We start from the raw sequence: 12,088 nt of genomic DNA on the forward strand, positions 1-12,088 counted from the left end.
GGCGCGCGTGCGTTTGCCTGACGGCATGACGATCCAGCAAGTAGATCTCGGCGGCCCCCTGGACGAGGTGTACACCGCCTACCGCGCGGCCACCGGCCACCGGCCGGGCCCGGTCATCTCACAGCGCCACTACGAGTGGCTGATGCGCCAGGGCGACTCCGGCTCCCGGGTCGAGGCCTGGGCCGCGGTCGAGGACGGCCAGATAGTCGGCGGTCTCGGCCTGCAGTACCCGCTGCTCGACAACACGCATCTCGTCGTGGTGTTCGAGGCGTTCGTCGTGCCCGGCCACCGGCGGCGGGGCGTCGGCAGGGCGCTGTACGAGCACACGAAGGAGCGGGTCAGGGCCGAGGGCAGAAGGCTGCTGGTCGGCGAGACCGAGAAGACGGGCAGCGGGGCCGCGTTCATCGCCGCGATGGGCGGCCAGGTCGTGCTGCCCGAGGCCCGCCGTACGCTGGACCTGCGTAAGGCCGACTGGCCGGCGATCAGGGCGATGCTGCCGCAGGCCGAGGGCTACCACCTGGAGCGCTTCACCGGCCCCGCGCCCGAGGAACTGCTGGCCGATCTCGCCCAGCTCATCGGCGGCATGAACGACGCGCCGCGCGGCTCGGACATCGAGGAGATGCGCTTCGACACCGGCCGCATGCGCGAGTTCGAGGCGTCGATCGTGCCCAGCGGAAGCGACTCCTACGCCATGATCGCCCGCCGTACCTCCGACGGCGCCCCCGCGGGCTACACGCGCATCTACATCGAGGCCGACCGCTCCGACGGCTGGGCCCGCCAGGCCGACACCACCGTGCTCGCCGCCCATCGCGGCCGCAGGCTCGGGCTGCTGCTGAAGGTCGCCAACCTGCTGTGGCTGCGCGAGAGCGAGCCGCAGGTGGAGCAGGTCGTCACCTGGAACGCCACCTCCAACCGCCACATGCTGGCGATCAACGAGGCGATGGGCTTCGAGCTGCTCGACGAGTGGAGCACCTGGCAAACGGACGTCTGACGTTTCGCCGATGTTAAGCGCAGGTTAGATATGCGCCCGCCCCCCTTGGCAGGGGAACCTTCGGCGGAGAGGCTCTGGCCAGCACAGACGCCCCCCTGGAGGTATCCCGTTGAGCAAGGCACGCATGCCGTGGAAGAACGTCATCGGCGGTTCTGTCGGCAACCTCGTCGAGTGGTATGACTGGTTCGTCTACGCGAGCTTCGCCACCTACTTCGCGGCGTCCTTCTTCCCCAAGGGGGATTCCACCGCCCAGTTGCTGAACACCTTCGGCATCTTCGCCGTCGGCTTCTTCATGCGCCCGATCGGCGGCTGGCTGCTCGGGCGCTACGCCGACCGCAAGGGCCGCAAGGCCGCCATGACCATGACGGTCACGCTGATGTCGGCCAGCGCCCTGCTGATCGCGATCGCGCCCACGTACGACACGATCGGCGGCGCTGCCGCGGTGGTCCTGCTCGTGGCCCGGCTGCTCCAGGGCATCTCGGTCGGCGGCGAGTACGCGGCCAGCGCCACCTTCCTGACCGAGGCCACCCCGCCCGGCCGGCGCGGGTTCGCCTCCAGCTTCCAGTACGTCTCGATGACCGCCGGCCAGCTCGTCGGCCTCGGCCTGCAGATCATCCTGCAGAACTCCATGACCGAGGAGGCCCTGAAGTCCTGGGGCTGGCGCATCCCGTTCATCATCGGCGCCCTGGCCGCCGCGGTCGTGTTCTACCTGCGGCGCAGCCTGATGGAGACGGAGGCCTACGGCGAGGAGTCCGCCGGCGCGCACGACGCCAAGGACCGCGGCACGCTCAAGGCGCTCTTCACGCACAAGAGGGAATTTCTGCTGGTCATCGCCCTGACCATGGGCGGCACCGTCGCGTACTACACCTACACGACCTACCTGACCACGTACCTGTCGAACACCGCCGGGCTGTCGAAGGCGACCGCCTCGACCGTGAGCTTCTGCGCGCTGTTCATCTTCATGTGCATCCAGCCCGCGGCCGGCGCGCTCTCGGACCGGATCGGACGGCGGCCGCTGCTGATCACCTTCGGCGTCGGCTCGACACTCGGCACCGTGCCGCTCATGTACGCGCTGTCGTCGGTCAGCGGCTTCTGGAGCGCGCTGCTGCTGTCGCTCGTCGGCCTGCTCATCATCACCGGCTACACCTCGATCAACGCGGTGGTGAAGGCCGAGCTGTTCCCGACCAACATCCGGGCGCTCGGGGTGGCGCTGCCGTACGCGATCGCCAACGCGCTGTTCGGCGGCACCGCCCAGTACGTGGCGCTGTGGTTCAAGGGCGCGGGCATGGAGCCCGGCTTCTACTGGTATGTGGCCGGGTGCGCCGCCGTCTCCCTCGTCGTGTACTTCAGCATGCGCGAGACCCGCGACGCCGCCCTGACGCGCAGTGAGCGCGGCGTGGCCGAGGCGGTTCCCGAGCGCGTCTAACCTGGTCGGCATGCGAGTTCTCCTGGTCGAGGACGACGACCGGCTCGCGGCGGCACTGACCACGGCACTGTCGCGGCACGGGCACGAGGTCGTCCGTGCCGCGCTGGCCGTGGACGCCCTCCGCCTGGCGGGGGGCGTCGACTTCGTCCTGCTGGACCTCACGCTGCCCGACATGGACGGGCTCGACGTGCTGCGACGGTTGCGCCGCAGCTCCGCCGTACCGCTGATCGTGGTGACGGCGCGGATCGAGGAGCGGGAGGTGCTGCGCGGGCTGCGTTCCGGCGCGGACGACTACCTCGTCAAGCCGTTCCGCACGGCGGAGCTGATGGCGCGCATGGAGGCGGTGCTGCGCCGCGGCACCCGTCCGCTGCCGGTGCGCGACGAGGTCGTGACCGTCGGGGACGTGCGGATCGACCTGGACGCCCGGCAGGTGCACGTGGCGGGCGCGCAGATCACGCTGACCCGGCGCGAGTTCGACGTGCTGGCGCTGCTGGCCCGCAGTCCCGGCGTGGTGCGCAGCCGCGAGGAGATCCTCGACGAGGTGTGGGGCGACCCGCTGCTGTCGGCCTCCCGCTCGCTCGACGTGCACGTGGCGGGCCTGCGCGCCAAGACGGGCCGGCCCGGCCTGGTCGAGACCCTGCGCGGCACCGGTTACCGCCTGGGTTCGACGGCGTGAACTCCCGGCTGGTGGTGACCTTCACCACGCTGATCGTCTTCCTCATCGCGGCGCTGGCCGTACCGCTGGGGCTCTTCTACGCCTCGCACCGCACCAACCGGCTGCTGCTCGACCGCCGCGCGGACGCCACCCGCTTCGCCGAGCTGGCCGACCAGTCGGCGCGCGACGCCGACCACTCCGCGCTGAGCGCGGAGATCGAGCGCTACAGCGAGCTGTACGGCGCCGCCGTCCGCGTGCTCGGCCGCGACAGGAGGGTGCTGGCCGAGGCCGGGCGGATGACAGCCGACACGGGCGCGGCGACGAGGCTGGCCCTGTCCGGCCGCACCACCGAGGAGTTGCCGGCCATCGGCCCGCTCGGCCCGCGGACGGTGCTGCTGGCCGAGCCGGCGGGCCGCGACGCCCAGCTGTCCGGCGTGGTGCTCCTGCAGGTCCGCACCGACAACGCCCGCACGGACGTCACGCTCGTCTGGGGCGCTCTGGCGGCCGGCGCCCTGATCGCGCTGGCCTACTCGGTGCTGGCGGCGCGCCGCCTGGCCCGCTGGATCCTGCGCCCGGTCACCGAGCTCGACCGCACCACGCGGGCGCTCGCCGAGGGCCAGCTCGACGCCCGCGCGCACCCGGGCAACGGCCCGTCGGAGCTGCGCCGCCTGGAGGAGCGCTTCAACGCGATGGCCGACGCCGTCTCCGGCGCGCTGGAGCGCCAGCGGGCGTTCGTGGCCGACGCCTCGCACGAGCTGCGTACCCCGCTGACTGTGCTGTCGCTGCGTCTGGAGAACCTGGAGCCGCACCTGCGCGAGGAGGGCTCGGCCGAGTACGAGGAGACGCTGGCCGAGCTCGACCGCCTGGCGCTGCTGGTCGAGGACCTGCTGGCGCTGGCCAAGGTCGAGGCGGGCACGGTCGCGGCCACCGCGCGGACCGCCCTCGCGCCGCGCCTGGTGGGCTGGCGCGAGGTCTACACCGCGCGCGGCCTGACGATGGAGATCGAGATCCCGGCGGAGGCGGAGGTTCCCGAGCCGGTGGCCCGCATCGCCGACATCGCGCTGGACAACGCCCAGAAGTTCGTCCCCGCCGGCGGCAGAGTCGCGGTGACCCTCGACGAGGGCGTGCTCCGGGTCGCCGACGACGGCCCCGGGCTCGGCGAGGACGAGCGGGCCGAGGCACAGGGCCGGTTCTGGCGCTCCGGCTCCCACGCCAACGTGCCGGGCAGCGGCCTGGGCCTGGCCATCGCCGCCGAGCTGGCCAGGGCGTGCGGGGCGGCGCTCAGCCTGCTGCCCGCCCACCCGCACGGCCTGGTCGTCGAGGTTCGCCTGGGTTCTCAGAACCAGAGCCCGCAGTGATGCCCGCCCTTCATGTCGTACGGCCGGGCCGCCCCCTGCGCCAGCTCCAGCGCCCGGTCGGTCCCGTCGAGACGCGGCCAGGGCGGGCCGCCGCCCCCGTTCGGGTCCCCGGTGCGGACGAACCGCGTCCAGTAGCCCACCACCCGCTCGGCCAGCGCCCGCTGCCCGGCGGTCTTGCCCGGCGCGTCCACGAAGTCGAACAGGGCGAACGTCTCTGCCCCGTGCGCGGTGACCTCGCCCATGTGCGGGGGCAGCGGCCCGGCGACCGCGGGCGCGGTGGGGTCGGTGAACAGGTAGGCGTACGTGGGGGCCTTGCGCGCGTGCAGGCGCCCTGACTTCCAGGTGGGGCAGATCCAGTCGCGGTCGCTGAACACCCTGCTCACCGCCGCGGCGGCCGAGGGATGGTCGCGGCGCGGGTAGCGCTCCGCGACGCGGGCGGCGGCCGCGCCGAAGGCCTTCTTCAGCAGGGCCGGGTAGTCGCGCTCGCCGATGCCGCCCGGGTAGGCCCAGAGCGTGAACTCGGCGTGCTCGTCGCGCGTGTTGCCCTGCAGGAGCGGGACGGCCGCCTCCTTCCCCGCGGCGAACACCTTGGCGGGCTCGCGCGGGACGAACGGCGTGCCGTACGACAGGAGCGGGAAGCCGCCCGTGTGCGGCAGCAGGTCGCCCGCCTTCTTGCCGCGCAGGCAGGCCACGTCCGCGCAGGACATCCGCTCGGCCAGCGCGCGCCCGTTCCGCTGGACGGTGCCGAGCGGGTGCCAGGACGACACCTGTCCCAGCCCGGGGCCGAGCGCGCCGGCCGGATGGCTCATCAGGCACGATCCGCTCTCGACGACGGCCTGCCCGAACAGGCCCTTGGCGGGCGGTGAGGTCATGAGCGTGCAGACGCTCATCGCCCCTGCCGAGGCTCCGGCGAGCGTCACCCTGCCCGGATCGCCGCCGAAGCGCGCGATGTTGGCCCGCACCCAGTTCAGGGCGGCCACCTGGTCCTGCAGGCCGAAGTTGGTCTCGCGGCCGAGCTCGGGGTGGGCGAAGAAGCCGAAGACGCCCAGGCGGTAGTTGACCGTGACGACCACGATGTCGCCGGTTTCGACCAGGCGCGTGGGGTCGTAGATGGAGCCCGCGCCGCTGAGGAAGCCTCCGCCGGGCACCCACACCATGACCGGCCGGTTCGCGCCCGGCCGGGCGGGGGTGGTCACCTCGACGGTCAGGCAGTCCTCGCTGGTCGGCGTGCCCTTGGGCATGTCGGGCGCCTCCAGTTGCATGCAGGCGGGGCCCGGTCTGGTCGCGTCGCGCACGCCTTTCCACGCGGGCGCCGGCCGGGGCGCGCGCCAGCGCGCTTCGCCGACGGGCGGGGCGGCGTAGGGCAGGGCGCGGAACCTGCGCACGCCGCCGTCCTCGGCCCCGCGCACCTCGCCCTGGGCCGTCCGCACGACCGGCCCCTTCACCCCTGCGGGAGGTACGGCCGCGCCGCATCCCGTCAGCGCGGCGGCCACCACCAGGACGGACAGGATCCTCCTCACCTGCCCTTCCCCTTCCGCGCCGCCCAGGCCGCCGAGAGCCCGCCGGCGACGACGGCGAGCGCGTAGCAGGCCATCCACGCCGCGAACCCGCCGGGCAGCCCTTGCAGGAGCCCGCCTTCGGTGTGGTCGACCAGCAGCCTGATGGCTCCCTGCGCGCCCACGACCAGCAGTAGGACCCCGATCACCTGCACCGCCGTGTATTTCACTGCGAAACCTCCCCATGTTTTGTGGTTCGATCGCACCATAATCCGTTTTGGTACGATCGCACCACAAACCAAAGTCGAAGCTCGCCCCGACCAAGGACGGACGCATGCCCCGCCACGCCGACCACGACCAGCGCCGCCGCCAGATCGCCGAGGCCGTGTGGCGGCTGGCCGTCAAGGGCGGGCTGGAGCACGTCACCCTGCGGCAGGTCGCCACCGAGGCCGGGGTGTCGGCCCGGCTTCTGCAGTACTACTTCGGCACCCGCGACCAGCTCCTGCTCGGCGCGCTGGAGATCCTCAACACGGTCTCCGGCGAGAGCGCGCGGCGGCGGCTGGAGCGGATCAGCGAGAAGCCCGACCCGCGCACGATCGTGCGCGGGGTGCTGATGGAGTTGCTGCCGCTGGATGCCGAACGCCGGGAGCGGCACCTGGTGTTCGTCGCGTACTTCGTGCACATGCTCGCCGACCCCGCCCTGGCCGCGACGGTCCGCGAGACGCCGCCGGGTCTGCAACGGCTGCTGGTCGACATGCTCGGCCAGGGGCGCGAGCAAGGGCAGGTGGGGCCGGAGGTGGACATCCCGGCGGAGGCCGCGTTCCTGCTGGCCGGGGCCGAGGGGCTCCAGGCCGGTGTGCTGCTCGGCCAGCACACGCCCGAGCAGGCCGTGGCCCTCATCGACCACCAGCTCGGGCGGATCTTCCGCTAGCCGTACGCCGAGCGGTAGTAGCGGGCGGCGCCGGGGTGGAGGGGGACGGCGCCGGTGCCGATGGCGTAACGGCGGTCGAGGCGGCCGCCCGGGGCGTCGGGGGCCTGGAGGCGGTCGCGGCTGGCGAACAGGGTCGCGGTCAGCTCCCTGGCCAGCTCCACGTCCAGGTCGCGGCGGCAGACCAGGTAGCTGGGCGTGCCGACGGTGGCCACCGGCTCGGCGGCGCCGTACACGCCGGCCGGGAACGCGGCGTGCTCGTACAGCGGGCCGTGCGCGCGGCGCAGGACCGGCACCAGCGTGTCCAGCGCGAGCAGCCGCACGTCGTCGAGCACGGCCAGCGCGGGCGTGGGCACGCCGCCCGACCAGAAGAAGGCGTCGACCCTGCCGTCGCGCAGCGCCTTGATCGACGCGTCCAGCCCGAGTTTGAGCGGGCGGGTGCCGGTCAGCCCCGCCGCCCGCAGCACCCGCTCGGCGGTGACGGCGGTGCCCGACCCCTCCGCGCCGAGGGAGACCGACCGTCCGGCCAGGTCCCGGGGCGCCATGACCGCCGAGCCCGCCCGTACGACCAGGTGCACGTAGTTCATGTACATGCGGGCCAGCGCGGCCACCGGCTGCCGGCGCACGCGCACCGCGTGGTCGGCGCTGTCGGCCAGCGCGAACGCGGCGTCGGCCCGGCCGTCGCTGAGCATCTCCAGGTTCTCGACGCTGGCGGCGGTCTTGAGGACGCCGACCTCGAAGCCGACCCGCCGCAGCTCCGCCGCGAACCGATCTCCCAGCTGCTCGTACGGCCCACCCGCCGACCCCGTGGCCAGCCGGATCCGCCCGCCCTCCCACTCCCCCGCGGCGCAGCCCGCCAACGCCAGCCCGGCGAGGGCGAAGAGGCAACGGCGCGGCAGACTCACCCCACCAAGGTATCCGCACCGCCGAAATGGGGGTGATCCCCCGACGGCCCGCGTGGCATCCTGACCGTGTGGACGAGACGGATATACGCCTGCGCATCGCCTCCGAGCTGCGGCTCTTCCTGCCCGCGAGCCGCCGCCAGGAGTGGCAGCGGGCGCAGGCGGACCGCACGTCCACGCTGGGGCACGTGGTGGAGTCCCTGGGCATCCCGCTGACCGAAGTGGGCCCGATGACGGTGACCGGCACCGGCGTGGGCCCCTCCTACCAGCCGCGCGGCGGCGACGTCGTGGACGTGGCCCCGGTCCCCAGGCCCCAGCCGCTGTCGGCGGAGCCGCGCTTCCTCCTGGACGTGCACCTGGGCACGCTGGCCAGGCGGCTGCGGCTGCTCGGCATCGACACCGCGTACCACAACGACATGGACGACCCCGCGCTGGTGGTCCAGGCCAACGCCGAGCGCCGGGTGCTCCTCACCCAGGACCGCGGCCTGCTGCGCCGCCGGGCGCTGTGGCTGGGCGCGTACGTGCGGGGCGCCAAGGCCGACCTCCAGCTCGGCGACCTCCTGGACCGCTTCGCCCCGGCGCTGCGCCCCTGGACCCGGTGCACCGCCTGCAACGGCGTCCTGGCCGAGGTGCCGAAGAGCGAGGTGGCGAACACCCTGCGCGACGGCACCCGGCGCAGCTACGACGCGTACGGCCGGTGCCGCGAGTGCGGCCAGGTGTACTGGCGCGGCGCCCACAGCGACCACCTGGAGAAGATCGTCACGCGTGCGCAGGCCGCCCTAACCGGCATCGGCGCACACGGGGAACGGTTCCGCCTCCGGTAGGTGGCGGATCCATTCCTGGCTGGTGAGCGGCCTTCCCGCGGCCTGGCAGGCGGCCCGCGCGAGGCGTACCGGATCGAGCGGGTGGGTGCGCAGCACGCCTTCGGGCGTCGCGCTGAGGAGCGTCCCGCCGTCCTCGCCGAAGGCGATCGCCGCCCCCTCCATGAACCCGTACTCCGTCATGCCGTCGAAGACGGTCCCGAGTGCCTGCCGCGTCCCGATGTCCCACAGCCTGATCTGGTCGCCGAAGCCGTAGGCGGCGAGCATCGTGCCGTCCCGCGACCACGCCAGCCCCGTCGCCTCGAACCCCGGCGGCACGGGCAGGTCGTCGATCCTGGCCGTCAGCCGGGCGTCCCAGAGCACGAGGCGGCCCGTCATCCAGACGGCCAGGTACCGGCCGTCGGGGCTGAAGGCGTAGACCTGCAGCGACGTGCCCAGCATGCGGGGACGGGCCAGCCGCGCTCCCTTGAGCGGGTCGATCAGTGCGGTGGCGGTCATCAGGACGCGCCCGTCGGGACTCCAGGCGGTGACGCCCTCGCTCTCGACGTCCGTGGCGAGCGACGAGCCGCTCCGGAGGTCGCGTAGTTCAAGGGGCAGCGCCCCGTCCACCCCGCCGGTGGCGATGGCGAGGGTCCGGCCGTCGGGGCTGAACTCCAGGCCGTAGACCGAGCTCGCCTTGGGGTTCGCGGGCCGGAAGGAGGTGAGCTTCGTCCCCGTGCCCGTGTCGATCAGCATCACGCCGTCGTCCGTGCCCACGGCCAGCCGGCGGCCCATGGCGTCGAAGGCCAGCTTGCCCTGCAGCGTGGGGTCGCCCCAGGCGATGGGGGCGCCCACCGGGCGTCCGCGTGCCACGTCCCACAGCCGCACCTCGCCTCGCGCGAAGGTGGCGAGTAACCGGCCGCCCGGGGCGAACTCGCCGGTGCCCAGCGAGTCCCCGCGGACGACCGGCTTGTCGAGGAGGGCGGCCAGGCTGACCGTGTGGATCACGCCACCGCTCATCACCAGGCGGATGGCCCGGTCGCCCGGGTCGAGGCGGAGGTACTCCAGGTCCTCGGACATCTCCATCCGCAGGACCTGGTGACCGTCCGAACGCCGCTGCACCGCCATGTCGCCCAGAAGATCCCAGTGTGCGATCAGCTCGTCGCCGAAGCCGAAGGCGAGGGTGCGGGCGGTCTCGCCGGGGATCACGCTACGGCGCGTGGCGCCCGACACGAGGTCGCGCATCTCAAGCCGGCGTTCGGTGTCCTGCGAGAGCTCCTGTGTGTACGCCAGCGACCGGCCGTCCCCGCTGATCTCGACGGTCTCGACGTCCCGCGTCATCGGCAGTCCGGGCAGGTCGATCCGCCGGTTGGCGCGCAGGTCCCAGAGCTCGACCCTGCCACGCCGCGGTGTCACCACCCCGCGCGCACCCCGGCCGTCGACGGCGGACAGGTCCGCCCGCAGCGCCTTCCTGTCCTCGACCGTCCACCAGCGCCGCCCGCCCTCGGCGTCGGGGACGGCCAGCAGCCGCCCGCCGGCCTCGAAGGCCAGCTCGCCGGGATCGGTGACATCCAGGCCCGTCGCGAACGCGCCGCCGATCGGCCGGCCGGACGCGAGGTCCCACAGCCGCACCGCACGGTCGTCCTGGAGCGCCAGGGTCTTCCCGTCGGTCGTGACCGCGGCCCGCCCCGCGGCCCCGACGCCCGTGAACTGCCTGAGCTGACGGTGCGCCCGCACGTCCCACAACCGCGCCTGCCCGTTCTGCACCGCGACGAGCAGGCGCCCGTCGCGGCTCGTGGCGTACACCACGTCGGACGCGGCGTCGGGGTCGGTGAAGGTGTCGGTGAACCGCTGCGAGCGCGAGTCGATCAGCGCGGCCCTCGTCTCCGGGATGCCGGGATCCAGCCGGTACGCCGCCACGCTCAGCAGCATGGCCAGCTTCGGGTCGTTGACCCGCAGCCCGGCGGCGCGCAGGGTCAGCGCGCGGGCGGTGGCGGCGTCGCGCTGGGCCGCCACCTCCGTCCTGCGGTACTCGGCCAGGGCCAGACCGCCCAGGGCCAGGACGAGAAGGACGGCCATCGCGCCGGCCAGCATCGCGCGCAGCCGTACCTGGCGGCGGGAGCGGGCGGTGGCGGCGTCCAGGAACTCGCGCTCCAGCCGCACCAGCGTGAGGTCCCGGCGCTCGGCCGCCGCCCAGCGCAGGGTGCGGTCCAGGTGGGAGCCGTGCAGGAGGTCGGCGGGCTTCCTGCCGTGGCCGTCCCAGAAGCGCGCAGCCTCGGCCAGCCGGCGCTGCACGGGCAGGCCGTCGCGGTTGTCGGCCACCCATTCCCGCAGTCTGGGCCAGGCCTGCACCAGGCCGGGCCTGGCCAGCGCGTACGTGCCCTCGCCCGGCGCGGACACCAGTCCCGACGCGGTGAACAGCGCCAGCAGTCCGTCGACCGCCTCCTCCTCGGGCAGTTCGGCGCGGGTGACCTCCCTGACGCTCTCGCCGTCGGCCATGCGCAGGAACACCTCGGGCGCGGCGGCCCGTTCGCGTTCCGACAGCTCGCCGTACAGCTCTTCGGCGACCGCGCCGAGGCCGGGCTCGGCGGCGGGCCCGCCGAGCGTGGCGGCGAGCGCGCCCCCACGGGCGAGCGGCGCGTCGGCGTCACCCTCGCCCGCGTCACCCGCGTCCGCGTCACCCACGTCACCCGCGTCCGCGTCACCCACGTCCGGCAGCCCCAGCAGTGCCAGCAGTACGGCCCGCGCCCGCGGCCGCCGTCCCGGTTCCTGGGCCAGCGCCGCGGCCACCAGCGGCCCGAGGGGCTCCGGCAGGTCCTCCACGTCGGCCCGGAACCCGAGCACCTCGGACACCACCGCGACCGGATCGCCCGTCTCGACCGCGTCGGCCCCGCGCGCCGCGAACAGCACGACCAGCCCCCACGACCACAGGTCGGCCGCCGCGCCGGCCCCGCGCCCGGTGAACAGCTCGGGCGCCATGTAGCTCGGCGTCCCCATCACCGGCCCCGTCGTGGTGGGCCCGTCCTCCCGCGCCACCCCGAAGTCGATCACCCTCGGCCCGTCCGGCCCCAGGATGATGTTGTCCGGCTTGAGGTCGCGGTGCACGACGCCGGCCCGGTGGATGGCGGCCAGCGCGGTCGCCACGCCGACGGCCAGCCGGTGCAGCCCCTCCCCCTCGTACGGCCCGGCCTCCGCGACCACCTCCCGCAGGGTCCGCCCCGGCACGAACTCGCTGACGATGTACGGCACGCCGAGATCCACCTCGACCACCCGGGCGGTGCAGAAGGCGGCCACCCGCCGCGCCGCGTCCGCCTCCTTGCCCAGCCGCCGCCGGGACTCGGGCGAGTCGGCTCGCGGTACCTTGATGGCGACCCGCTCCCCGGAGGGCCCGTACGCGTCGTAGACCACCCCCTGCCCGCCCGCGCCGAGCCGGCCCGCCAGCCAGTAGCCGCCGAGCCGGTGTGGGTCAGAAGGAGTAAGCGCCGCCATCAGATATGAAATTCTGTGCCCAAAAAAGATCACAGACGCCTGG

General features: G+C 73.8%; 10 protein-coding genes. 6 read left to right on the forward strand and 4 right to left on the reverse strand.

The annotated features are described in order from the left end of the window. The first annotated feature begins 7 nt into the window (after positions 1-7). The 4 genes from ACIBHY_RS32170 (at position 8) to ACIBHY_RS32185 (ending at position 4,430) form a co-directional block, all read left to right on the forward strand. Entirely contained in the window at positions 8-991 is a 984-nt protein-coding gene (locus tag ACIBHY_RS32170; protein ID WP_397308667.1) for a GNAT family N-acetyltransferase, read from the forward strand. Between the two features lie 109 nt (positions 992-1,100). Continuing rightward, entirely contained in the window at positions 1,101-2,417 is a 1,317-nt protein-coding gene (locus ACIBHY_RS32175; RefSeq protein WP_397248660.1) for an MFS transporter, read from the forward strand. Positions 2,418-2,427: 10 nt separating this feature from the next. Further along, positions 2,428-3,093 carry a response regulator transcription factor gene (locus ACIBHY_RS32180; RefSeq protein WP_397248658.1) on the forward strand — a complete coding sequence of 222 codons (666 nt, stop codon included), beginning with the start codon at positions 2,428-2,430 and terminating at the stop codon, positions 3,091-3,093. Further along, positions 3,090-4,430, forward strand: coding sequence for a sensor histidine kinase (locus tag ACIBHY_RS32185; RefSeq protein ID WP_397308668.1), 1,341 nt, complete (start codon positions 3,090-3,092; stop codon positions 4,428-4,430). Before ACIBHY_RS32180 ends, ACIBHY_RS32185 begins: the two co-directional genes overlap by 4 nt. Here the strand turns inward: ACIBHY_RS32185 and ACIBHY_RS32190 are convergent. Together ACIBHY_RS32190 and ACIBHY_RS32195 are read right to left on the reverse strand one after the other, a co-directional pair. Next, positions 4,409-5,950: a carboxylesterase/lipase family protein gene (locus ACIBHY_RS32190; RefSeq protein ID WP_397308669.1), complete on the reverse strand. Its 1,542-nt coding sequence runs from the start codon at positions 5,948-5,950 to the stop codon at positions 4,409-4,411. The two genes, ACIBHY_RS32185 and ACIBHY_RS32190, sit on opposite strands and share 22 nt — an antisense overlap. Then, complete coding sequence (locus ACIBHY_RS32195; protein ID WP_397248654.1) at positions 5,947-6,156, reverse strand: hypothetical protein; 210 nt, start codon at positions 6,154-6,156, stop codon at positions 5,947-5,949. The genes ACIBHY_RS32190 and ACIBHY_RS32195 overlap by 4 nt, the downstream gene beginning before the upstream one ends. Positions 6,157-6,260: 104 nt before the next feature. Between ACIBHY_RS32195 and ACIBHY_RS32200 the strand changes: the two genes are divergently transcribed. Further along, positions 6,261-6,857 carry a TetR/AcrR family transcriptional regulator gene (locus tag ACIBHY_RS32200; RefSeq protein ID WP_397248652.1) on the forward strand — a complete coding sequence of 199 codons (597 nt, stop codon included), beginning with the start codon at positions 6,261-6,263 and terminating at the stop codon, positions 6,855-6,857. Here the strand turns inward: ACIBHY_RS32200 and ACIBHY_RS32205 are convergent. Further along, the gene (locus ACIBHY_RS32205; RefSeq protein WP_397308670.1) at positions 6,854-7,759 is read right to left on the reverse strand and encodes a TAXI family TRAP transporter solute-binding subunit; all 906 of its coding nucleotides are present in this window, start codon (positions 7,757-7,759) and stop codon (positions 6,854-6,856) included. The genes ACIBHY_RS32200 and ACIBHY_RS32205 overlap by 4 nt on opposite strands. Before the next feature lie 26 nt (positions 7,760-7,785). On the opposite strand from ACIBHY_RS32205, the gene ACIBHY_RS32210 reads away from it, so the two are divergent. Further along, positions 7,786-8,580 carry a Mut7-C RNAse domain-containing protein gene (locus tag ACIBHY_RS32210; protein WP_397308671.1) on the forward strand — a complete coding sequence of 265 codons (795 nt, stop codon included), beginning with the start codon at positions 7,786-7,788 and terminating at the stop codon, positions 8,578-8,580. Here ACIBHY_RS32210 and ACIBHY_RS32215 read toward each other — a convergent pair. Continuing rightward, the gene (locus ACIBHY_RS32215; RefSeq protein WP_397308672.1) at positions 8,536-12,045 is read right to left on the reverse strand and encodes a protein kinase; all 3,510 of its coding nucleotides are present in this window, start codon (positions 12,043-12,045) and stop codon (positions 8,536-8,538) included. The two genes, ACIBHY_RS32210 and ACIBHY_RS32215, sit on opposite strands and share 45 nt — an antisense overlap. Positions 12,046-12,088 lie beyond the last annotated feature (43 nt).

This window comes from Nonomuraea sp. NPDC050547 (genome assembly GCF_044457345.1).
GTDB lineage: Bacteria > Actinomycetota > Actinomycetes > Streptosporangiales > Streptosporangiaceae > Nonomuraea.